21 protein-coding genes are annotated in these 21,432 nt (G+C 61.4%); 11 read left to right on the top strand and 10 right to left on the bottom strand.

Annotated features, from left to right (window positions below; all coding sequences use genetic code 11):
• The first annotated feature begins 33 nt into the window (after window positions 1–33).
• From FHT75_RS01505 to FHT75_RS01480, 6 genes are all read left to right on the top strand, one after another.
• Window positions 34–957 carry an ABC transporter permease subunit gene (locus FHT75_RS01505; RefSeq protein WP_063474507.1) on the top strand — a complete coding sequence of 308 codons (924 nt, stop codon included), beginning with the start codon at window positions 34–36 and terminating at the stop codon, window positions 955–957.
• Window positions 954–1,871: an ABC transporter permease gene (locus FHT75_RS01500; protein ID WP_063474506.1), complete on the top strand. Its 918-nt coding sequence runs from the start codon at window positions 954–956 to the stop codon at window positions 1,869–1,871. Before FHT75_RS01505 ends, FHT75_RS01500 begins: the two co-directional genes overlap by 4 nt.
• Window positions 1,872–2,864, top strand: coding sequence for an ABC transporter ATP-binding protein (locus FHT75_RS01495; protein WP_018243107.1), 993 nt, complete (start codon window positions 1,872–1,874; stop codon window positions 2,862–2,864).
• The gene (locus tag FHT75_RS01490; RefSeq protein ID WP_097542065.1) at window positions 2,857–3,843 is read left to right on the top strand and encodes an ABC transporter ATP-binding protein; all 987 of its coding nucleotides are present in this window, start codon (window positions 2,857–2,859) and stop codon (window positions 3,841–3,843) included. Before FHT75_RS01495 ends, FHT75_RS01490 begins: the two co-directional genes overlap by 8 nt.
• Before the next feature lie 166 nt (window positions 3,844–4,009).
• Window positions 4,010–4,351, top strand: coding sequence for a hypothetical protein (locus FHT75_RS01485; protein WP_063474504.1), 342 nt, complete (start codon window positions 4,010–4,012; stop codon window positions 4,349–4,351).
• A gap of 195 nt (window positions 4,352–4,546) precedes the next feature.
• Window positions 4,547–5,467 carry a sugar kinase gene (locus FHT75_RS01480; protein WP_063474503.1) on the top strand — a complete coding sequence of 307 codons (921 nt, stop codon included), beginning with the start codon at window positions 4,547–4,549 and terminating at the stop codon, window positions 5,465–5,467.
• Between the two features lie 151 nt (window positions 5,468–5,618).
• On the opposite strand, the gene gstI is transcribed toward FHT75_RS01480, so the two are convergent.
• Window positions 5,619–5,807, bottom strand: a complete 189-nt coding sequence (gstI, locus tag FHT75_RS01475) for a glutamine synthetase translation inhibitor GstI (protein WP_063474502.1) — start codon at window positions 5,805–5,807, stop codon at window positions 5,619–5,621.
• Between the two features lie 433 nt (window positions 5,808–6,240).
• Here gstI and FHT75_RS01470 point away from each other — a divergent pair, with 433 nt between their 5' ends.
• On the top strand, window positions 6,241–7,281 hold the full coding sequence (locus FHT75_RS01470) for a glutamine synthetase beta-grasp domain-containing protein (RefSeq protein ID WP_047611346.1): 1,041 nt from the start codon (window positions 6,241–6,243) through the stop codon (window positions 7,279–7,281).
• A 238-nt stretch (window positions 7,282–7,519) separates the two neighbouring features.
• Entirely contained in the window at window positions 7,520–8,701 is a 1,182-nt protein-coding gene (locus FHT75_RS01465) for a glycosyltransferase family 4 protein (RefSeq protein ID WP_063474501.1), read from the top strand.
• A gap of 5 nt (window positions 8,702–8,706) precedes the next feature.
• On the opposite strand, the gene FHT75_RS01460 is transcribed toward FHT75_RS01465, so the two are convergent.
• On the bottom strand, window positions 8,707–9,720 hold the full coding sequence (locus tag FHT75_RS01460; RefSeq protein WP_063474500.1) for an alpha/beta hydrolase: 1,014 nt from the start codon (window positions 9,718–9,720) through the stop codon (window positions 8,707–8,709).
• 161 nt (window positions 9,721–9,881) lie between these two features.
• Between FHT75_RS01460 and FHT75_RS01455 the strand changes: the two genes are divergently transcribed.
• Window positions 9,882–10,319, top strand: coding sequence for a MarR family winged helix-turn-helix transcriptional regulator (locus FHT75_RS01455; protein ID WP_063474499.1), 438 nt, complete (start codon window positions 9,882–9,884; stop codon window positions 10,317–10,319).
• Window positions 10,320–10,611: 292 nt separating this feature from the next.
• On the opposite strand, the gene der is transcribed toward FHT75_RS01455, so the two are convergent.
• The 3 genes from der to FHT75_RS01440 all read right to left on the bottom strand — a co-directional run bounded on the left by der (window position 10,612) and on the right by FHT75_RS01440 (window position 13,627).
• On the bottom strand, window positions 10,612–12,027 hold the full coding sequence (gene der / locus FHT75_RS01450) for a ribosome biogenesis GTPase Der (protein WP_047611354.1): 1,416 nt from the start codon (window positions 12,025–12,027) through the stop codon (window positions 10,612–10,614).
• 16 nt (window positions 12,028–12,043) lie between these two features.
• The gene (locus tag FHT75_RS01445) at window positions 12,044–12,727 is read right to left on the bottom strand and encodes a tetratricopeptide repeat protein (protein ID WP_063474498.1); all 684 of its coding nucleotides are present in this window, start codon (window positions 12,725–12,727) and stop codon (window positions 12,044–12,046) included.
• A gap of 315 nt (window positions 12,728–13,042) precedes the next feature.
• A complete protein-coding gene (locus FHT75_RS01440; protein ID WP_063474497.1) occupies window positions 13,043–13,627 on the bottom strand; it encodes an NnrU family protein in 585 nt (194 codons plus the stop codon).
• Between the two features lie 392 nt (window positions 13,628–14,019).
• On the opposite strand from FHT75_RS01440, the gene FHT75_RS01435 reads away from it, so the two are divergent.
• Window positions 14,020–15,009, top strand: a complete 990-nt coding sequence (locus FHT75_RS01435; RefSeq protein ID WP_097542064.1) for a polysaccharide deacetylase — start codon at window positions 14,020–14,022, stop codon at window positions 15,007–15,009.
• 210 nt (window positions 15,010–15,219) lie between these two features.
• On the opposite strand, the gene sbmA is transcribed toward FHT75_RS01435, so the two are convergent.
• Together sbmA and FHT75_RS01425 are read right to left on the bottom strand one after the other, a co-directional pair.
• Window positions 15,220–16,485 carry a peptide antibiotic transporter SbmA gene (gene sbmA, locus FHT75_RS01430; protein ID WP_063474495.1) on the bottom strand — a complete coding sequence of 422 codons (1,266 nt, stop codon included), beginning with the start codon at window positions 16,483–16,485 and terminating at the stop codon, window positions 15,220–15,222.
• Window positions 16,486–16,611: 126 nt separating this feature from the next.
• Window positions 16,612–17,796, bottom strand: coding sequence for a YbfB/YjiJ family MFS transporter (locus FHT75_RS01425; protein WP_174824438.1), 1,185 nt, complete (start codon window positions 17,794–17,796; stop codon window positions 16,612–16,614).
• A 166-nt stretch (window positions 17,797–17,962) separates the two neighbouring features.
• Here FHT75_RS01425 and FHT75_RS01420 point away from each other — a divergent pair, with 166 nt between their 5' ends.
• Window positions 17,963–18,538 carry a PadR family transcriptional regulator gene (locus tag FHT75_RS01420; RefSeq protein ID WP_047611365.1) on the top strand — a complete coding sequence of 192 codons (576 nt, stop codon included), beginning with the start codon at window positions 17,963–17,965 and terminating at the stop codon, window positions 18,536–18,538.
• Between the two features lie 227 nt (window positions 18,539–18,765).
• On the opposite strand, the gene map is transcribed toward FHT75_RS01420, so the two are convergent.
• The 3 genes from map to FHT75_RS01405 all read right to left on the bottom strand — a co-directional run bounded on the left by map (window position 18,766) and on the right by FHT75_RS01405 (window position 21,343).
• Complete coding sequence (gene map / locus FHT75_RS01415; protein WP_047611367.1) at window positions 18,766–19,524, bottom strand: type I methionyl aminopeptidase; 759 nt, start codon at window positions 19,522–19,524, stop codon at window positions 18,766–18,768.
• A gap of 39 nt (window positions 19,525–19,563) precedes the next feature.
• The gene (locus FHT75_RS01410) at window positions 19,564–20,625 is read right to left on the bottom strand and encodes an LLM class flavin-dependent oxidoreductase (protein WP_063474692.1); all 1,062 of its coding nucleotides are present in this window, start codon (window positions 20,623–20,625) and stop codon (window positions 19,564–19,566) included.
• Between the two features lie 250 nt (window positions 20,626–20,875).
• Complete coding sequence (locus FHT75_RS01405; RefSeq protein WP_063474494.1) at window positions 20,876–21,343, bottom strand: SRPBCC family protein; 468 nt, start codon at window positions 21,341–21,343, stop codon at window positions 20,876–20,878.
• Between the last annotated feature and the right edge of the window lie 89 nt (window positions 21,344–21,432).

Genomic DNA, 21,432 nt, shown 5'->3' with positions numbered 1-21,432 from the left:
TCCGCGCATTGCGGAAAGGACCGGCCCACGATCATGATCAAATACGCCCTCCGTCGCCTGCTATCGACGATCCCCGTTCTGTGGATCGCCGTCACAGCCTGCTTTTTTGTTTTGCGCCTTGCCCCCGGCGGCCCTTTCGATGGCGAAAGGCCATTGCCGCCGGTGATCCTGAAGAACCTTGCGATCCACTACAATCTCGACAAGCCGCTCATCCAGCAGTACCTGATCTATGTCGGTGACCTGCTCCGGGGCGATCTCGGCCCCTCCTTCGCCAGCGAGGATTTCACCGTCGCCCAGCAGATCATGATCGGTCTGCCCTACACCTTCACCATCGGTACGGCTGCCTTCCTGATTGCCATCATTGTCGGCGTGGCCGTCGGCTGTCTTGGGGCGCTCTATCAGAACAAGGCACCGGATTATATTCTGGGCGCGCTCATTCTGGTGGGCGTCGTGCTGCCGAACTTCCTGATTGCGCCCATCCTGCAGCTCGTCTTCGGCATCCGTCTCGCTTGGTTTCCGGTCGGCGGCTGGGGTGACGGCTCGATCAAATACCTTATCCTGCCGATCGTCGTTCTGGCGCTGCCGCATGCCGGCCGTATCTCGCGCATCACCCGCGGCTCGATGATCGAGGTGATGAATCAGAACTTCATTCGCACTGCCAAGGCCAAAGGCATCGGTCCCCGCCTGACAGTCATGCGCCATGCGCTGAAGCCCGCCATGATGCCTGTCGTCTCCTATCTGGGTCCAGCGGCAAGTTACCTTCTCACCGGCTCGCTGGTTGTCGAGAGCATCTTCGGATTGCCCGGCATCGGCCGCTATTTCGTCAACGCAGCGCTGAACCGTGACTACGGCATGGTTCTCGGCACGGTCATCTTCTACATGGTGCTAATCGTGTTCCTGAACCTTCTCGTCGATATCGCCTATGCGTGGCTCGATCCGAAAGTGAGAAACCGATGATCCTCAATCCCGCAAAACGCGAGTTGCTCGCCCAGGAACTGCTGGAGGCGGAGGGCCTTGCGCCCGAAAGCCGTTCGCTCACCAGGGATGCGCTACGCCGCCTCGGGCGCAACAAGGCAGCCGTCCTGTCGATTTTCGTCCTGGCGCTGCTGATCCTTGCGGCCTTCCTCGGCCCCTGGTTCATTCCCTTCAACTATGAGGATCCGGATTGGGCGGCCTTCCGCATACCGCCCTCGATCGAAACCGGCCACTATTTCGGTACCGACCCGAACGGCCGCGACCTTCTCGCCCGCGTCCTTTACGGCACCCGGGTCTCGCTTGCCGTGGCGCTGACGGCGACCGTCGTCTCCGTCTTCATCGGCGTGCTCTACGGCGCGGTATCGGGCTATATCGGCGGCAGGCTGGATGCGATCATGATGCGCTTCGTCGACATCATGTATGCGCTTCCCTATATCCTCTTCGTCATCCTGCTGATGGTGATCTTCGGCCGCAACGTCTATCTGCTCTTCGCGGCGATCGGCGCGCTGGAATGGCTGACCATGGCCCGCATCGTGCGCGGCCAGACGCTGTCGATCAAGCATCGCGAATTCATCGAGGCGGCCCGCGCATCCGGGCAGCGGCCGTTCAAGATCATCATCAAGCACATCATCCCGAACCTCGTCGGCCCGGTGGTGATCTTCGCGGCGCTGACCGTTCCCGAGATCATCGCCACCGAAAGCTTCCTTTCCTATCTCGGCTTCGGCGTGCAGGAGCCGCTGACCTCACTCGGCACGCTGATCGCCGAGGGAACCGATGCCATGGAAAGCATGCCCTGGCTGCTGATCTTCCCGGCCAGCTTCCTCGTGGCCCTGCTGCTCAGCCTGCTGTTCATCGGCGACGGCCTGCGCGACGCGTTCGACCCGAAGGATCGTTAAATGACGGACACCCTCCTCGAACTCAAAGACTACTCGATCACCTTCAAAACACCCGATGGGGAGGTGAAGGCGGTCTCGAACATGAACCTGACGGTCAAGCGCGGCGAGCGCATCGCCATCGTCGGCGAATCCGGCTCCGGCAAGAGCCAGACCTTCCTCGGCATCATGGGCCTGCTTGCCAAGAACGGCAAAACGACGGGACAGGCGCTGCTGGAAGGCAAGGATGTGCTGGCGCTGAAACCGCGCGAACTCGACCAGATCCGCGGCAAGGATATGGCAATGGTCTTCCAGGACCCGATGACCGCCCTCAATCCATCGCTGAAAATTTCCCGGCAACTGACGGAGCAGCTCGAGGTTCACGGTGGGCTCACGGCGCGCGCCGCATCCGCCGCCGCACTCGACATGCTGAAACGCGTCGGCATCCCCGACCCGACGCGGCGCTTCCACCTCTATCCGCATGAGCTCTCCGGCGGCATGCGCCAGCGGATCGTCATCGCCATGGCGCTGCTCACCCGGCCGAAACTTCTGATCGCCGACGAACCGACGACGGCACTCGACGTCACCATCCAGGCGCAGATCCTCGATCTCTTCAACGATCTGACGGCGGAGATGAACACGGCGCTCGTCATGATCACCCACGATCTCGGCGTGGTTGCCGGCCTCGCCGACCGCGTCGCCGTCATGTATGCCGGCCGCATCGTCGAGGAGGCGCCGGTCGACGAGCTCTTCGACAACCCGGCCCATCCCTATACCGCAGCGCTGCATGCCTCGATCCCGCGCCCTGACCAGGATGTCGACGACCTCGTCGTCATCCCGGGCCGCCCGCCGAACCTGCAGCACCTGCCGAAGGGCTGCAATTTCTCTCCGCGCTGCTCGCAGGTCCAGGACGATTGCATCGATCGCCCGCCGCCGCTCGAAACGCTGGCGCCGCACCATTGCGCCGCCTGTTACCACCCTTTCCCGCGTCGCGAGGAGTTGCTCAACCATGGCTGAACGATCGCTTCTGAGGGTCGAGAACCTGACGACCCAATTCGAGCTGCCGGCGAAAGGCCTCTTCAAGCCGCCGATCTTCCTGACTGCCGTCAACAATGTCAGCTTCGACCTCAGCGAAGGCCGCACGCTCGGCATCGTCGGCGAATCCGGCTGCGGCAAGTCCACGCTCGGCCGCTCCATCCTGCGGCTGCTGAAATCGCAGAAAGGCCGCATCCTCTGGCAGGGCCGGAACCTTCTCGACCTCACGGACGAGGAAATGCGCGCCGCCCGCCGCGACATGCAGATCATCTTTCAGGATCCGATCGCCTCGCTCGACCCGCGCATGACGGTCGGAGACATCATCGCCGAGCCGCTCACCGTCTTCGAGCCGAAACTCTCCAAAGCCCAGCGCACCGAACGTGTCCGCGAGATCATGACCGCCGTCGGCCTGGTGCCGGAAATGATCAACCGCTATCCGCATGAATTCTCCGGCGGCCAGGCGCAACGCATCGGCATTGCCCGCGCGGTCGTCACCAAACCGAAACTCATCATCTGCGACGAGCCGGTTTCGGCCCTCGACGTCTCGATCCAGGGTCAGGTCATCACGCTTCTGCGCAAGCTGCGCAAGGAGTTCGGCCTGACGCTGATCTTCATCAGCCACGACCTCTCCGTCGTGCGCCTGATCTCCGACGATGTACTGGTGCTCTATCTCGGAAGGGTTGTCGAAGCCGGCGACTGCGCCACCGTCTTTGACCATCCCGCCCATCCCTACACGCAGGCACTCTTCTCCGCCGCGCCGATCCCGGATCCGAAGCTCGCGCGCCTGCGCACCCGCATCCGGCTGCAGGGTGATCCACCCTCACCGCTCAACCCGCCGAAAGGCTGCGTCTTCTCACCGCGCTGCTGGAAGGCGACCGACATCTGTCGCACCGAAATGCCGCCGACCGAGGAGGTCCGTCCCGGCCAGAAGGCCGCCTGTTATCATATGGACAGGCCATGAACGGAACGAGGGCCGCGTGAGAGCGGCCTTCGCCTTGGATGCCTGATGCGCCATCCATTGTCAGAACGAAGCGGATTATTTTTGGATCTAAAGTCCCCAATAAGAAAGATTTTATGAGCGCGTGCTATCCCATTTCGGCCTAATCGCAAGCCAGGGGAACGCTTACATGAAATCGAAAATATCAGCTTTAATCGCACTCGCCGCCACGATGATCGCCGCCTCCGCCGGTTCGTCGCATGCCGAAGATCTGAACTTCAAGCTCACCAACGGAACGAACTCCGTCCTGACGCGCTTCTACAGTTCGCCGACCGGCGTCGGCGAATGGGAAGAAGACGTCTTCGGCGACGACGTTCTCAATCCGGGCGAGAGCATCGATATCACCATCGCCGATGGCCGCACCGTCTGCAAATACGACATGCGCTTCGAATTCGAGGAAGGCTCAAACCTCGCAACCACAGAGGATACGCAGGATCTTTGCGCGATGGGCAGCTATACCATCCACGAATAGGCATCCTTCTGAAAGCCCGCCTTCGCCTCGTCGGTGAAGGCGGGCTTTCATCTCCCGTGATATCGGCGCTTGTCACTCCGCCCGGCTCCGCGTATCAGCGAATGAAGAGCAGCGGATAATCCGCCAATTCAAAGTGATAGAGCGTCCTTAGCGTGTCCTGTTGGATCTGCAGCGCTCTCATGCCGGGAGGACAAGGTGAGCAGACGGTTTCTATCGATCGGTGAATGCATGGTGGAGCTCTCGCAGGCAGGCGACGGCCTGCTGCGCAAAGGCTTCGCCGGCGATACCTTCAACACCGCCTGGTATGCCCGCGCCTGCCTTGCCGCCGATTGGTCGGTCGATTATTTCACCGCTCTCGGCGACGATGCCATGTCGGAGGAGATGCTGGCCTTCATCGACAAATCAGGCATCGGCACGAGCCTCATCCGCCGCATCAGGGGCAGGACGCCCGGCCTCTATATGATCAACCTGAAAGACGGCGAACGCTCCTTCAGCTATTGGCGCGACAGCTCTGCCGCCCGCAGCCTGGCCGCCGACCCGGATCGTCTGCGCGAGGCGGTGGAAAGCGCTGCCGTTATCTATTTCTCGGGCATCACCCTTGCCATCCTGCCGCATGAGGATGCTGAGACGTTGCTCGCCGAGGTCCGCCGCGCCAAGGCCGCCGGCAAGCTCGTCGTGTTCGATCCGAACATCCGTCCCCGCCTCTGGTCGAGCTACGACGTCATGCATACGACGATCAGCGAGGGCGCCCGCTCCTCCGTGATCGTCATGCCGAGCTTCGACGACGAGGCCGCCCATTTCGGCGACGATTCCATCGAGGCAACGATCCACCGCTATCGCACGCTGGGCGCTGTCGATATCGTCGTCAAGAACGGCGCAGACGGAGTAAGGTTGAATTTTGCCGGCGAGGAGACCTTCGTTCCAGCCGAAAAGGTGAAGAAAGTGGTGGACACCACCAGCGCCGGCGACAGTTTCAACGGCGCCTTCCTTGCCCGCTACCTTGAGACCTCGGACGCACCGGCCGCCGCCCGCTTCGCCGCAAAGGTCGCAGCCCGCGTCGTCAGCGAACACGGCGCATTGGTCGCAAAGGAAAAGCTTGGATTGGATCGCGGCTGAACCCGCGCTGAGAACACCCTACGAACGCTGCCCCCGCCTTGTCGGCATCTCCTGCACCGCGCGCCAGGGAAGCACCGCTGCCTTAGATCCCCGCACGAGCCGAAAACTCCGCTTTACCGGGTCGGGTGCCAGGAAAATCAGGATTTCGAAATCAGGACTTCTTCGGCCGATCGGACTCGCGAACCGCCTCGTCATGATACCAGCAGCTGTCGAGCGCATCGCAGACATCGGCCGCCTCACGCTCCATCAGCCGGGCGCGTTCGAACCGGTTGGTGGCCCGCATCGGCTTGACGGGAAACTGGTAGATCGTTGCGGATTCACGATGGAAACCGGTGGGCATGAGATCGCCTCCATTCAGCACGGCGCATCAACATTCAGGACCATTACCATAGCACAATGCACATAGTTTATGCAAATTGCACAATATATATGCATTGTTGTAATTATAGCCGCTCGACATGCTGACCAGGCCGAAAGCTTCCGCCTATTTGTTCAACACTTCATCATTTCAGCCCTAACGCCTCAATTTTCATCCGATTCCGAAGCGGAAAAGCCGCGTTCTGCTTGAAGATAGGGCCCTCGACCGTCAAATCGGGCTGTTTCTGGAAAAAGAAAAATGCGCGTCGACTGGCTGATTCGCGATTTTTCTTTGGCCCGGCAACTGAACTGGCACGCTACATGCTTTTAAAGCGTCATCCCCTGGCGGTCGGATGCGCTTGCGCGCCGAGATCGTCTCCGGATTTGCTCACCTTCGTAGCATTGAGAGAGTCACGATGACAAAATATAAGCTCGAGTATATTTGGCTCGATGGGTACACTCCGGTACCGAACCTGCGTGGCAAGACGCAGATCAAGGAATTCGACGCATTCCCGACGCTGGAACAGCTTCCGCTCTGGGGCTTTGACGGCTCCTCGACGCAGCAGGCTGAAGGCCGCAGCTCCGATTGCGTGCTGAAGCCGGTCGCCATCTATCCCGACCCGGCCCGCACCAACGGCGCTCTCGTCATGTGCGAAGTCATGATGCCGGATGGCGTCACGCCGCACGCATCGAATGCCCGCGCCACCATCCTCGACGACGAAGATGCCTGGTTCGGCTTCGAGCAGGAATATTTCTTCTACCAGAACGGCCGTCCGCTCGGCTTCCCCGAGCAGGGCTACCCGGCTCCGCAGGGTCCCTACTACACCGGCGTCGGCTATTCGAATGTAGGCGACGTCGCCCGCGAAATCGTCGAAGAACATCTCGACCTCTGCCTCGCTGCCGGCATCAATCACGAAGGCATCAATGCCGAAGTGGCCAAGGGCCAGTGGGAATTCCAGATTTTCGGCAAGGGCTCCAAGAAGGCCGCCGACCAAATCTGGATGGCACGCTACCTCTTGCAGCGCCTGACCGAAAAGTACGGCATCGACATCGAGTATCACTGCAAGCCGCTCGGTGACACCGACTGGAACGGCTCGGGCATGCATTGCAATTTCTCGACCAAGTACATGCGCGAAGTCGGCGGCAAGGCCTATTTCGAAGCGCTGATGGCGCAGTTCGAAAAGAACCTGATGGACCACATCAACGTCTACGGTCCTGACAACGACAAGCGCCTGACCGGCAAGCACGAAACGGCTCCGTGGAACAAGTTCTCCTACGGCGTTGCCGACCGTGGTGCTTCGATCCGCGTTCCGCACTCCTTCGTCAAGAACGACTACAAGGGCTATCTGGAAGATCGCCGCCCGAACTCGCAGGGCTGCCCCTACCAGATCGCTTCGCAGGTTCTGAAGACGATTTCGGAAGTTCCGACAGCAAGCTCGGCTTCCGCTGCCGCTTAACCTCCCAAACGGCGCCGGTCCATGACCGGCGCCGTCATTCTTTCCGTAAGAGAACTGCGATCGACCGCTGACATATTCGCGGGGATCGAGCCGCTAAGGCCCTGCAGATGCTGGCATGCGGCTGTAATATTTCCATCATGGTCATGCCTCAAAATAGAGAAGCGGGAATCGCCGTTCCGGAACCCCGCTTTGGGGTTGAGCGTTGCCAGATCACTGCAACGCAGATGGAAATCGTGACATGTTGCAACGTCCGGCAAACACTTATAGCGGCGAAAGCTGGGCCAGTGCCGCAGCCGCCGGTAATCTGCCGGAACGGCTGGTAATCGTCACCGACGCTTGGCATCCGCAGGTGAACGGCGTCGTGCGCTCGATCGAGAACACCAATCGCGAGCTGGCGAAGATGGGCGTCGAGGTTTCGATGGTGACGCCGGAGCGCTTCCACAGCATCCCCTGCCCGACCTATCCCGAGATCCGCCTGTCGATCGCCAATTACCGCCGCGTCGCCCGCGAGATCGAAAAGCACAATCCTTCCTACGTGCATATCGCCACCGAAGGCCCGCTGGGGCTCACTGCCCGGCGCTGGTGCCTGCGCAAGCGCATGCCCTTCTCGACAAGCTATCACACGCGTTTTCCGGAGTATGTTTCTGCCCGCTTGCCGATCCCGCAGAGCTGGCTCTATGCCTTCGTGCGCTGGTTCCACAATGGCGGTGCCGGTTGCATGGTGGCGACACCGAGCCTTGCCCGCGAGCTATCGGCGCGCGGCATCAAGAACCTGATGCCTTGGACCCGTGGCATCGACGCCTCGCAATTCCACCCCATGCCGCTTGAAGACGAGCCTTTCGGCCTCCCCCGTCCGATCTTCATGACGGTCGGTCGCGTCGCCTTGGAAAAGAACCTGCCGGCCTTTCTCGATCTCGACCTGCCCGGCTCGAAAGTCGTCGTCGGCGACGGCCCGGCGCGCGCCGAACTGGAGCAACGCTATCCCCAGGTACACTTCACCGGCGTGAAATTCGGTGAGGATCTGGCGAAAATCTATGCCCAGGCCGATGTCTTCGTCTTTCCCTCGCTCACCGACACCTTCGGCAATACTATCCTCGAGGCGCTGGCATCGGGCGTTCCGGTCGCAGCTTATCCGGTCACCGGCCCGCTCGACATCATCGGTGAGGACAGTGAAGTCGGGGCACTCGATGCCAACCTGCAGATCGCCTGCCTTGCCGCCCTCTCCGCCTCGCGGCAGAAGGCGCGTGAGCTCGCCATGCAATATTCCTGGGAAGCAGCGACCCTGCAGTTCATCAACAATATCCGCGCCGCCAACGGCATCATCACGCCGAAATGGAAGAAGGCCTGGCAATTTGCCAAATCGCTTCCAAGAAGCAGAAAGCCCGGCGAAACCGCCGGGCCTCTCCCCTCCGCAGACTGATTGGTTTACTTGTGAAGCGCGCTGCGAAGCGTGTCGTTGGCGACCGCAATCGCGCTGCGTGCGGCAGGCGTTTCGGCAATCGCGTTCAGCAGCACGAAGTCATGGATCGTGCCGTTATAGCGCATCGACGTGACCTTGACGCCAGCTTGGCTAAGCTTGCGAGCGTAAGCCTCCCCCTCGTCGCGCAGCACGTCGTTTTCGTCAACGATGACGAGCGCCGGTGGCAGGCCGTTCAGCTGCTCCAGCGAGGCCTGCAGCGGTGAGGCCGTCGGCTCCTTGCGCTTGGCTTCATCAGGCAAATAGGCGTTCCAGAACCACTTCATCGCTTCCTTGGTCAGCCACGGGCCATCGGCGAACTGGTTGTAGGACCCGTTGTCGAAATTGGCGTCGGTGACTGGGTAGAACAGCACCTGCTGATCGATGGCAGGACCGCCGCGTTCCTTGGCAAGCAGTGTCACCACCGCCGCCATGTTGCCGCCGACGCTATCGCCGGCGACCGCGAGCCTGCTGGCGTCGACCTTGAACTCCTTGGCGTGTTCGGCGACATATTTGGTCGCAGCATAAGCCTGCTCGATGGCGACGGGATAGCGGGCTTCCGGCGAGCGTTCGTAATCGACGAAGACGACAGCGGCATCGGCGCCGTTGGCGATCTCGCGCACCAACCGGTCATGCGTATCCGCATCGCCCAAAACCCACCCGCCGCCATGGAAATAGAGAATGACCGGCAGCGTGCCCTTGGCATGTTCCGGGCGGATGATGCGCAGCTTGATGCTGCCTGTCGGGCCTGCCTTGATGACCCTGCCCTCTTCCTGGGCAGCAAGCATCTTCACGTCGCCCTTCTGCGCCCCGGCCAGGACATCGCGGGCATCGGCCGGCGAGAGCGTGTAGATCGGCGCGCCACCGGCAAGCCCGTCGATGAATTTCTGCGTTGCCGGTTCCAGTACCGGATCAGCAAGCGCGCCAGCGGCGGAAGCTGCGAGCAGTGCGACTGCGGAAACTGCGGTCTTGATGGTCGACATTGTCTTGTCCTCTCGGTTTCGATGTTCGTTGTGAACACCGAGTTTATATCGCGCACGATTATTTATCGGACAATTTAAATTTAGTCATGGCTGCCATGCATAAAAATCGCTTCCGATTATTTATTGCGCGATATAAATTTCGTCAGTTTCGGAGACAAGCCATGCAGGATCAACTGAAGCTCGACAATTTCATCTGCTTCGCCGTCTATACGGCAGGCCACGCACTGAACCGCGTCTACAAGCCGCTGCTCGATGCTCTGGGACTTACCTATCCGCAATATCTGGCGATGGTTTCTCTATGGGAGCAGGATGGCCAGACCGTCGGGGGCCTCGGCGAAAAGCTCTTCCTGGAATCGAGCACGCTGACCCCGCTGCTGAAACGCCTGGAAACCGCTGGTTATGTCAGACGCGAACGCAGCCGGGAGGACGAACGCGTCGTCGTCATCCGCTTGAGCGAAGAAGGCCTTCGCCTGAAGGAAAAGGCGATCGGCATTCCCGGCTGCATCGCCGCTGCCAGCGGCCGCGATGCCGTCGATCTCACTCGGCTGCAGAGCGAGATCGTGGCGCTGCGCGAGGCGTTGAATAGAAGCGTGGCTTAGCTGTTGAACAGCAGATGGCTATCACAGAGCTTGTGATAGCCCCTTCTGCCCTGCCGGGCTCGGGGTCGAACCACGGGTCTGACCCGTCCTTCGGACCCCCTACAGGTTGGGAGATCGGCTGGGCGTGATGGCTTCCCCAAACAACTGGCCATCACATGAACCGCAAATTTAAGGCGAGGCATAGCTTCTTGCCGATCTCCCCTTGTGGGGGAGATGTCAGGCAGGCCAAGCGTGTGCCACACGGCACACGCCCTAACTTCACAAAACGCCGGCAATCATTGCAAGCCCAGCTCTACGTCCGCCTCTTCTTGCCTTCGAACGGATTGTCCGGCGAGCGGAAATGGATGCGGATCGGCACGCTCGGCATGTCGAAATCGGCGCGCAAGCCATTGATCAGGTAGCGCGTATAGGATTCCGGCAGCGCATCGGAGCGGGTGCAGGAGATCATGAAAGCCGGCGGGCGGGCTTTGACCTGCGTCATGTATTTCAGCTTGATCCGTCGGCCGGAAACCGCCGGTGGTGGATGTTGGATCTGCTGCGTCTCCAGCCAGCGATTGAGACGCGCCGTCGAAATGCGTTTGTTCCAGACCCTGTCGGTATCGATGATCGACTGCATCAGCTTGTCGAGTCCCCAGCCGGTCTGGCCGGAGATCGGCACGGCGCGGATGCCGCGCGCCTGCGGCAGCAGCCGGTCGGTCTTTTCGCGCAGGTCGGCAAGCACCGCCTGCCGGTCTTCGATCATGTCCCACTTGTTGAAGGCGAGCACGGCCGCGCGCCCCTCGCGCAGCACCAGGTCGACAATCTGCAGGTCCTGCTTCTCGAAGGGGATCGTCGCATCGAAGACGATGACGACGGTTTCGGCGAAGCGGATGGCGCGCAGCGCATCGGCGACCGAGAGCTTCTCCAGCTTCTCGATCACCCGCGCCTTGCGGCGCATGCCTGCGGTGTCGAACATCTTGATGGTGCGGCCACGCCAGTCCCATTCGACCGAGATGGAGTCGCGGGTGATGCCGGCCTCCGGCCCGGTCAAAAGCCTGTCCTCGCCGAGGAAGCGGTTGATTAGTGTCGATTTGCCGGCGTTCGGCCGGCCGACGATCGCCACCCTGAGCGGCTTGGTGTCGTCATAGACGGGCTCTTCGTCCTCGTCCTCACCCGCAGTCTCGGAAATGTCGACGTCGGTGACGGCAACATCTTCCTTCGCATAGGCCCGGTCCTCGCCGATCGCCGCGACGATCGCGTCGCGCAGGTCGATCATGCCCTGTCCGTGTTCGGCCGAAATCGGCGTCGGTTCACCGAGGCCGAGTGTATAGGCGTCGTAAAAGCCGCTGTCGGATCCGCGCGCTTCGGATTTGTTGGCGACCAGCACCACCGGCTTGCCGCGCCGGCGCAGCATTTCCGCAAGGGCGGTGTCCACGGGCGTCAGCCCGCTTTTGGCGTCTACGACGAAAAGCGAAAGATCTGCCTCATCGATCGCCGCTTCTGTCTGCGCGCGCATCCGGCCCTGCAGGCTTTCCGCGTCGGCCTCTTCCAGACCGGCGGTATCGATGATCGTGAAGGTCAGGCCCATCAGCCGCGCATCGCCCGGCCGGCGGTCGCGGGTCACGCCCGGCGTGTCATCGACAAGCGCCAGCTTCTTCCCCACCAGTCGGTTGAAAAGCGTCGACTTGCCGACATTCGGACGACCGACGATGGCGACCGTGAAACTCATTCTTTTTCCTTAAAACTCAGCCCTGTGCGGCGGGCGCCTTGCCGGATGCGGTAATGAGATCAAGCATCATATGGGCGCGATTGGCAACATTGCGCGGGCTATCGGTATCATCGACGATCGACTGGAACCACTGGCGCGCCTGCGCCATGTTGCCGGCCTTATAGGAGGCAAGGCCGAGCGCTTCGCGCGCCGAATGCCGGAAGGCGTTGCCCGGCACGGCCATTTCCTCGATCGCAGCCGAAACCTGCTCGTAGCTGCCATTTTCGATGAGCAGCCAGCCGGCGCGCATTCTGGCGGCATCGCGCACGGCGGCAGGAACACCATTGTCCTTGCCGATCTCGTTGAAGGCGGCGATCGCCGCGCTAGCGTCGCCCTTCTGCGCCTGGACCGTCGCGGCCCGCATGCGCGCCAGCACCGGATAGGCGCCGTGGCCTTCCTTCTCAAGCTTGTCGAGCGCGGCCAGCGCCTCGTCGTTCTTATTCTCGTCGGCAAGCTTCATCGCCGCCAGGAACTGGTCGCCGGTGCCGGAGGAGCGGTTGTTGTCCCAATATTCGTAGACGACCTTGCCGGCGGTGCCGACGACGATCAGGATGGCAACGGCAATGATATAGCGGCCGAACCGGCGCCAGACGCCCTTCATCTGGTCAGACCGCAATTCCTCATTGACTTCACGGATGAAGCTGTCGTCGTTGAATGCCATTCTCGTCTCCGGCCGCGGAAATACCCATACACATGCAAAACGCATATTGTCGGCCTTCTACTCCATTTTGCCGCTGTTGTAAGGGGGATGTGAAAGATTAGAGCAATTCCAGGAAAAGTGCGAAGCGGTTTCCCAGGCAAAGCGCGAAGCGCTTTTGCCGGGAATTGCCTAAAACAAAAAATTAGAGCGGTTCTGCGCTTCCATGAAAAGCTGAACCGCCCTATCCCTAACGCGTCCGACAGGACGCTCTAACACTTTGAATCCGCGCATAATCCTTTCCGAAAATCGGAATCGATTTTTGGGGTTATGCGCCGGTCACATCACGAGCGGCGAGACCCCGATCAACCATTCGTGCAGCTTCCAGATGATCAACGCCCAGGCGACGACGCCGATGACGACGGCATAGAGGTCGTATTTGGCCGAGACGAAGGGCCGGACCACAATCTCGCCCGCCCGCTGCCGCCGTTTGAGCGAGATGCGCAGAATGACGCCCCAGGCGAGAAAGGCTGCAAACAGCAGCACCGAGGACGTCTCGCCATTGGCGAGCAGATGCGCCAGCGCCCAGATCTTCACCGACAGCACCATCGGATGTTTGGTCTTCGTCGCGATATGCCCCGCCGGCAGCAGCGAGGCGACGAGACAGATCAGTGCGATCAACATTAGCGTAATCGCGATATGCGCCGTCCAGACCGGCGGATTGTAAAGCATGCCGGTCACCGCGCGCGCCTGCCCGAAACCGTAGATCAACAGGATCAGCGTGGCCAGACTCGCGATCGAATAGGCCGCCCGCCAGCCCGTCTCGCCGAGGCTTGCGATCATCGAACGCCGGAAACCGGGGGCCACCACCCGCACCAGATGCACTCCGAGGAAAAGTATGATGCCGACGATAAGCAATGTCATTGCGAGTCCCTTCCGTGCCGTTTGTCATGGCTTAGAGCCTTTCCTGGTCAGATTGAAGCATTCTGTTGGCTCAAACGGAGTCGGATGGTCGACCGGCCGGCGCGCGTCGTAGCCCAGTTCTACGGCCAAGCCGGCCGGTCGATCAGCCGGCCCGTTTCAGCCAACCCGAAGGGCCGGGCATCTTTCCGCCAGGATCAAAGGCGATCGGCTCGGACGTACCGTGGGGTATGCCCTTCGCCAATCGCCTCTGCCCTGACGAAAACCTGCTCCGGCAGAATGCTTCAAGCTGACCAGGAAAGGCTCTAACGGCTGGCGTAAATAAATGCCAGCGAGACCGCAGCTTCGCCGCATTTCTGTTAGAGGGAAACCGCGAACAAATTGTCGCGGTGTCCATGTCCCGTTTTTTCCTCTCCGCCTGTCTGGCTGCCTCGTTCCTGCTCCCGGCAACCGCCGAGGCGGCCGACCGGCCGAAACAGCTCGTCATCATTTCCTTCGACGGCGCCCACGACAATGCGCTGTGGTTGAAGAGCCGCGAGATGGCCGCGAAGAACGGCGCCCACTTCACCTATTTCCTCTCCTGCACCTTCCTGATGAACGATGCGGCGAAGAAGGCCTATCAGGCGCCGCACCAGAAACGCGGAAAATCCAATGTCGGCTTCGCCCAGAGCGACGACGAGATCCGCGAACGCCTTGGCAATATCTGGCACGCCCATCTTGAAGGCCACGACATATCGAGCCATGCCTGCGGCCACTTCGACGGCCGCCAATGGAGCGAGGCCGACTGGTCGGCCGAATACGCGACCTTTCACGCGACGCTGAAGAATGCCTGGAAGAGCGTCGGCCTCGAGGAGCCGGCCGGCTGGCAGGATCTGGTCGACCACGGCATCAAGGGCTTTCGCGCCCCCTATCTCTCGGCGACAGCGGGCGCCGACATGACCGCCGCAGAAAAGAAGGCGGGTTTCAGCTATGATGCGAGCCTTGTCACCAAGGGCCCGGCCATGCCCGTCGAGGAAGACGACATCATCCGCTTCGGCCTGCCGCTGATCCCCGAAGGCCCGAATGAAAAGCCGATCATCGGCATGGACTACAATCTCTTCGTCCGCCATTCCAAGGGCGAGGAAGACACGGCCGATTCCGCTGAATTCGAGGCGCGCGCCTATGCCGCCTTCAGGGAGGCATTCGACAAGCAGTATGCCGGCGCCCGCATCCCGCTCCAGCTCGGCTTCCACTTCGTCGAAATGAACGGCGGCGCCTACTGGCGCGCCCTCGACCGCCTGGTCAGCGACGTCTGCCACCGGGCTGACGTCGCCTGCATCAGCTATTCGGAAGCGATCCCGATGATCGAGGCGCGCGGGAAGCTGGAGCGGGCGTCGGGTCTCTGACGGCGTGGCACCACATCAGGATTGATGGCACCATCGCCGAGACGGCGTATCATGCCGCCCCTCATCGCCCTACGGGGCATCTCTCCCCAAGGGGAGAAGGAGGAATCGAGACCCTGCGGCAAGTCTCTTCTCCCCAACGGAGGGAAGGTGCCGGCGGGCAGATGAAGAGCCCCACGCGCCGACATTTGGATCACGGACAAGTCCCGTCCATCAACCGTCAGCATGCACGACGCCCGCGTCACGCTCCAGGTAGCGCTGGTCGATATCCGGCAGCGGCTCGTCGTCGATTGCCGCTTCGAAGGCCTTGAGGCGCTTGTGGATGGAGAGCAGCTCGATGATCGTTGTCCAGGAGTTGACGAGATACTGGAACGAGTTGCTGACCTGTCCGAAGGCGGTCGAGATCTGCTGGAAGATCCCGTAGGTGATGGCGCCCGCCACGATCGTCGGCACCAGCATGAAGACCACGAAGAGCGCGTCGGCCTGGATATAGAAATAGCGGGCGACATTGAAATACATGTAATGAAAATACATCCGGTAATAGTTCCTACGAACGTTACCGAAGAGCTCACTGACTGTCAGCGGCTGAGCCCGTTCCGCATGGTCCTCGCCATAGACCAGTTCCTTGCGATAGGCTGCTTCGACGCGCTGGTTGCGGAAGTTCAGGCCCGGCAGCTTGACACCGGCGACCGCCAGCAGAACCGTGCCGAACGCCGACCAGAAGAGCGCCAGCCAGAAGAGTGAATTCGCCACCGGGCCGACGAATGGCAGTTCCGTCACATAATGCGATAGCGCCAGAAGGATCGGCAGGAATACCACGAGCGTCATCACCGAGTTGATGAGGCTGATACCAAGACCTTCGAGCGTGCTCGAAAAGCGCATCGTGTCTTCCTGAACGCGCTGTGAGGCACCTTCGATGTGACGCAGCTTTTCCCACTTCGACATATAGAAATTGTTCATCGCTGTTCGCCAGCGGAAGATGTAGTGGCTGGTGAAGAAGTCGGTCATGATCGACACGAACATGCTGAGAAATGCGATCTGACAAAAGATCCACATCAGGCTGTAGAAATTGTCGACGGAAATGCCCGGCTGCTTCGACAATGCGTTCTGCAGAAGATCGCCGAACGGCCGGCGCCAGTTGTTGATCACCACGGTGATCTGAACGCCGAAATAGGTCACGAAGATGATCAGTGCCGAACCCCAGATCGACCACAGTTTCCAGGGGTGGCGCAGCGCCTTCAGATGCCATGCGCCGCAGAAGATCACTGCCGAAAGGAAGAAATAGCTGTAAAACCAGACGTTTTCTGGGAGCAGGAAAAACGAAAGGTCGATCGGCTGCTGTTCCTCGGCAACCGGTGCGAAGCCCAGCGATGCGCCGAGACCGGCAGCGAAGAGATACCAGCCGGCAATGGAAATCAGGGTCCAAACGACGAGTGAAGTAAAGAACGCCTTTGGCTGTGGAAAAAAGGAATGAAACACGGGAGGGCTTTGCTTTCCTGAACTGTGAGTCTCGGGAGTGTCGTGGAACACGGATTGTGCCGGAAACTAAGGCAGTTCCAAGGAAGCAGCAATGGGTTCGGCCCATTGTTACGGAGATGTAACCGGTTAAGCGATTTTCCTGATCACCGGCATGACAAGCGCTGCGCAGGCGACGAGCGCGATGGCGGCAATCACCGTCGGGACGGTGAAACTGCCGCTGCGCTCGGCAATCCAGCCGGCAACAACAGGCCCGACGATCTGGCCGACGCCGAAGGCGGCCGTCATCATCGCCAGGATCCGCCGCGGGCTCTGAGGCGAAAGCTTGCGGCCGATCTGCAGCCCGTAAGCCGTGATCGCCAGGAAGGTCGCCCCAAACAGCGCCCCGCCGATCAGCGGTGCGACGGCAGGCGGCAGCGCCACGGTCGCGGCCACGCCCGCGGCCTCGACCAGAAGGGCCGCGACATAGACGCCGCCAAGCCCCAGCGATCTGACCAGTGGCTTCCAGGCAAACAGCGCGACCGCCGCCGTCAGGCCGGCGATGAACCAGCAGAGGAATTCGACGAAGGGCCCGGTTGCAGAAAGGCGCGCGATGGTGACGAGGAAGGTCGCGGTGATGACGTAGCCGAAACCGAACAGGCCGTAGGAGAGCGTCAGCAGCACCATCGGCTGGTTCCAGACCAGCGCCGGTTCCCTGCCCGCCTGCGCCGATTGCGCCGGCGCCGCCGGCAGCAGCAGGAAAACGACGACGAGGCTTGCCGCGCAATAGAGCGCCCCGCCGATCCAGTCGGCCCGCCAGCCGCCCGACCCATCGTGAAAGCCGAGGCCGATCAGAAACACCATGACTGAGGACAGCGCGATACCCACTCCCGGCCCACCAAAATGCGCCGCCTGCACGTGGTCATTGCCGGCAGCAGCTCCGTGACTGAGCACGATCGACGAGGTGAAGACCAGCGCAAAAGCGCTGGCGAGGCCGGCCAGGAAGCGGATGACAGAGAAGATCGCGACGGAATCGGTGGCAGCCATGGCGGCAAGCAGGATCGCCGTTGCCAGCAGCGACAGCAGCGCAACCAGCCGCTCCCGACCCGCCGCCCAGCCATAGGCGGCAAGCACTGCGCCGACGAGATAACCGACGAAATTCGCCGACGCAATGAAGCCGGCATCCGCGGCCGAAAGCGGCACGCCGCTGATCATGCCCGGCAGGATGGGAGTATAGGAGAAGCGCCCGAAGCCCATGGCGGCCGCCATCGCAACGGCGCCGGCAGCGGCAGTGGAGACAAGGTTCGGCCGGGAGTGACGGGTGCGCTCGAGCATGCAGCGCTTATCGCGCCGCAACATCCGCACCACAATCAAGTAATTCTGATCGATCGATCAATTTCCCCGAACGTCAAAAATTCTCGGCCGCACTTGAAAGCAGTTATCGTAAGATATATGTTTTACGACATAGCTAACGATACATCCAACGATGAAAGGAAGGGCAATGAGAGGTTTTAAAGGCGGCATGTTCGGCGGAGATTTCCGCATGGGCCGCAAATTCGCGGCGGGCGATCTGCAGCTCGTCATCCTGGCACTGCTCGCTGAGCAGCCGCGCCACGGCTACGAATTGATAAAGATATTGGAAGAACGTTCGGGCGGCTTCTATGTGCCGAGCCCAGGCGTCATCTATCCCGCACTCACCTATCTCGAGGAAACTGGCCTTGCCGAGGTGGAGGCTGAGGGCGCCAAGAAGCTCTACCGCATCACCGAGGCCGGCCGCAGCCGCGTCGAGGAAAACCGCGCCATGATCCTGCATACCTTCGCCAAGCTGGAACGCATCGGCGAGAAGATGGCCCATGTGAAGCGCGTCTTCGAAACCGATCGTCACGGCGCCGACGAGGGCGATGACGGCGATTTCATGCAGGATGGCGGCGATATTCGCGCCGCCCGCATGCTGCTGCGCTCAGCCCTGCGCATGCGCTATCCCTGGTCGAAACCCGAAGCCGCCCGCATCGCCGGCATATTGGAACGTGCCGCCACCGAAATTCTGCAGGGCGGCAGGCCGGAAACGCGGGGGTGAAGACGGGGTTGGCGCCGACGTGCGTCGGGTTCGAGGACGCCGCGCCCCCCAAGAGAGCCTCTCATCCTGGTGCGCCCCGCAGGGGCCTCGAAGGGCGAGGCGGGTGTACTGACGCCGGATGAATGCAAGAAGCGACAAGCAAGTATGATCCTTCGAGGCTCCGCCCTACAGGCTGCGCACCTCAGCAACGGCAACCTACAAGGATGAGGAACGTTGGCGAGCTGCCCCTACCCCCGCGCATCCGGCAAGGTCAAAACCACCGGGCCGTTGCGAGTCGCCACCACCGTGTGCTCATATTGCACGGTCGGCGCCTTGGGATCGGCATAGAGTGTCCAGGCATCGTCGCCGCCCTCGGCCCATGTCGCGCCGAGCGAAAGGAACGGCTCGACGGTGAAGACGAGGCCTTCCGTCATCATCCGCTTTTCCGAAGGGTCCGGCCAGGTCGATAGCTCGGCCGGCTCCTCGTGCAGCGATCGCCCGACCCCGTGGCTCGCCAGATTGGCGACCAGCGTATAGCGGTTCTTCTGCGCAAAGGCGCCGACTGCGGTGCCGATCTTGGCCAGCGGTTCGCCCGATTTCACCTGGTTGAGCCCGACCCAAAGCGCTCGCTTGCCGTCGCGGCAAAGCCGTTCGATCTTCGGCTTGACCGGCGGCATCGCGAAGGAGGCGCCGGTATCGGCGAAGAAACCGTCCTTCTCCGCCGAAACGTCGATATTGATGAGATCGCCGGCGCGGATGACGCGCGGGCCGGGAATGCCGTGGGCGATTTCCTCATTGATGCTGATGCAGGTAGCACCCGGAAACTGGTAGCAGAACTCCGGCGCCGAGCGCGCACCTGAATCCTCGAGCACCTTGCGGCCGATCCCGTCGAGCTCCAGCGTCGTCATGCCGGGCTCCATCGCTGCCGCCATCACCTGGATGGCGTTGGCGCAGATGCGGCCGATCTCCTTGAGCTTTGTCAGTTCGTCGTCGTTTGCGATAACCATTCGTCTGTCCCGGCCGTGCGCAGGGCGGCCGCGGCCACCTCAAGCTGAGGCTTTCGCCCCTTCACCCTTTTCAGTCAATGCCTTTCTGACGATCGGCGCGACTTTCGTCCCGTACAGTTCAATACCACGCATGATCTGATCATGCGGCATCAGGCCGATCGCCATCTGCAGCAGGAAGCGGTCGTTCCTGAAAAGCGCGTGATGGGCGATGATCTTTTCGGCGACCGCCTCGGGATCGCCAACGAAGAGCGCGCCGTTCGGCCCGCGCGACATATCGAAATGCGCCCGGTTCGTCGGCCCCCAGCCGCGCTCGCGGCCGATGCGGTTCATCACTTCGGCCTGCGGCCCGTAAAACTGGTCGGCGGCGGCCTCCGTCGTATCGGCGATAAAGCCATGGACATTGATGCTGGTCTTCAGCTTCGCCTGGTCCTGCCCTGCCCGGCGCGCAGCCTCGCGGTAGAGATCGAAGAGCGGCGCGAAACGGCGTGGCTCACCACCGATGATCGCCAGCGCCACCGGCAGCCCGAGCGCCCCGGCGCGCGCCACCGACTGCGGCGTGCCGCCGACGGCGACCCAGAGCGGCAGCGGATCCTGCAGCGGCCTGGGATAGACGCCGCGCCCGTTGATCGGCGCGCGAAGCTCGCCCTTCCACTCCACAACCTCGCTGTCGCGCAGCGCCAGCAGCAGATCGAGCTTCTCCTCGAAAAGCTGGTCGTAGTCTTCGAGATTATAGCCGAATAGCGGGAAGGACTCGATGAAGGAGCCACGCCCGGCCATGATCTCTGCCCGGCCGTTGGAGAGCAGGTCGAGCGTCGAAAACTGCTGGAAGACGCGCACCGGATCGTCGGAGGAGAGCACGGTGACCGCACTGGTCAGCCGGATGTTCTTGGTTTTGACCGCGGCCGCGGCCAATACGACAGCAGGAGCGGATGCCGCATAGTCCGGCCGATGATGCTCGCCGAGCCCAAAGACATCGAGCCCCACCTGGTCGGCGAGCTCGATTTCCTCGATCAGGTTCTTCAGCCGCTCCGCCCCTTCGACACCTCTGCTGCCGGCAGGGCTCGGATTGACGTCGGCAAATGTGTAAAGCCCCAGTTCCATCATCGGCATCCTATTGAATTCCCGGCTGAGATAAGGATGGCTGGGATGGAGCGCAAATACAAATTGTGGAACGGAATGTTCGAGAATTTCGATGGCGGCATGATGTGTTTGGTGATCAGGCAGAGCGATCGATTAATTCGAATCTGAATTCAACCACTTCGAAGCGCCGGCGGATTCATCTTTCGAACCGCCTTAGATCGTACTTGAAGCGGCTGGACGGCGCACCCTCGCCGCGCCGTCCAGCCGCCGCTCACATCTTCGCCAGCAGCTCCGCCAGCTGATCGGCAGCCTTGCCCCACCCTTCGTGGAAGCCCATCTTCTCATGCGCTTCCTTGTCCTCGGCGCGCCAGTGCAGCGCCTTGGCCGTATATCTGGTGCGACCGTTGCCCAGATCTTCGAGCAGGATGACACCTGTAAAGAAAGGTTTCTCGGATGGTACCCAGGCGCTGGTATAGGCATCTGTGAAGACGATCTTCTCATTCTCGATGATCTCGAGATAGACGCCGCGGTTCGGATACTGATTGCCCTCGGGATCATGCATGACGACGAGACTGGAACCGCCGGGGCGGACGTCGAGCGTTGCGTCCGCCACACCCCAGGGACGCGGCACGAACCACTGCTTCAGCAGATCGGGATTGGTCCATGCCTTGTAGATCTTCTCGCGTGGCGCGTCGAATTCGCGCACGAGGACGAGTTCATGTTGCGTGCTGGCGGTCATTGCGACATCTCTCCATTTGAATGAAACCTGTCTCCTGTCAGGTTGTTACAAGGACGTGTCGACGTTCGCCGTTCCGACAGCGTACCGGC

This window comes from Rhizobium sp. BK112 (assembly GCF_014193215.1).
GTDB classification, from domain to species: Bacteria; Pseudomonadota; Alphaproteobacteria; order Rhizobiales; family Rhizobiaceae; genus Rhizobium; species Rhizobium anhuiense.
Note: the sequence above shows the minus strand (reverse complement) of the source record. Positions and strands in the feature narration are given on the sequence as shown.

Coding starts and splice junctions, on each gene's coding strand:
- FHT75_RS01505 (WP_063474507.1), top strand. CDS start 34: ATGATCAAATACGCCCTCCGTCGCCTGCTATCGACGATCCCCGTTCTG.
- FHT75_RS01500 (WP_063474506.1), top strand. CDS start 954: ATGATCCTCAATCCCGCAAAACGCGAGTTGCTCGCCCAGGAACTGCTG.
- FHT75_RS01495 (WP_018243107.1), top strand. CDS start 1,872: ATGACGGACACCCTCCTCGAACTCAAAGACTACTCGATCACCTTCAAA.
- FHT75_RS01490 (WP_097542065.1), top strand. CDS start 2,857: ATGGCTGAACGATCGCTTCTGAGGGTCGAGAACCTGACGACCCAATTC.
- FHT75_RS01485 (WP_063474504.1), top strand. CDS start 4,010: ATGAAATCGAAAATATCAGCTTTAATCGCACTCGCCGCCACGATGATC.
- gstI (WP_063474502.1), bottom strand. CDS start 5,807: ATGCCCACCGGTTTCCATCGTGAATCCGCAACGATCTACCAGTTTCCC.
- FHT75_RS01470 (WP_047611346.1), top strand. CDS start 6,241: ATGACAAAATATAAGCTCGAGTATATTTGGCTCGATGGGTACACTCCG.
- FHT75_RS01465 (WP_063474501.1), top strand. CDS start 7,520: ATGTTGCAACGTCCGGCAAACACTTATAGCGGCGAAAGCTGGGCCAGT.
- FHT75_RS01460 (WP_063474500.1), bottom strand. CDS start 9,720: ATGTCGACCATCAAGACCGCAGTTTCCGCAGTCGCACTGCTCGCAGCT.
- FHT75_RS01455 (WP_063474499.1), top strand. CDS start 9,882: ATGCAGGATCAACTGAAGCTCGACAATTTCATCTGCTTCGCCGTCTAT.
- der (WP_047611354.1), bottom strand. CDS start 12,027: ATGAGTTTCACGGTCGCCATCGTCGGTCGTCCGAATGTCGGCAAGTCG.
- FHT75_RS01445 (WP_063474498.1), bottom strand. CDS start 12,727: ATGGCATTCAACGACGACAGCTTCATCCGTGAAGTCAATGAGGAATTG.
- FHT75_RS01440 (WP_063474497.1), bottom strand. CDS start 13,627: ATGACATTGCTTATCGTCGGCATCATACTTTTCCTCGGAGTGCATCTG.
- FHT75_RS01435 (WP_097542064.1), top strand. CDS start 14,020: ATGTCCCGTTTTTTCCTCTCCGCCTGTCTGGCTGCCTCGTTCCTGCTC.
- FHT75_RS01425 (WP_174824438.1), bottom strand. CDS start 17,796: ATGCTCGAGCGCACCCGTCACTCCCGGCCGAACCTTGTCTCCACTGCC.
- FHT75_RS01420 (WP_047611365.1), top strand. CDS start 17,963: ATGAGAGGTTTTAAAGGCGGCATGTTCGGCGGAGATTTCCGCATGGGC.
- map (WP_047611367.1), bottom strand. CDS start 19,524: ATGGTTATCGCAAACGACGACGAACTGACAAAGCTCAAGGAGATCGGC.
- FHT75_RS01410 (WP_063474692.1), bottom strand. CDS start 20,625: ATGGAACTGGGGCTTTACACATTTGCCGACGTCAATCCGAGCCCTGCC.
- FHT75_RS01405 (WP_063474494.1), bottom strand. CDS start 21,343: ATGACCGCCAGCACGCAACATGAACTCGTCCTCGTGCGCGAATTCGAC.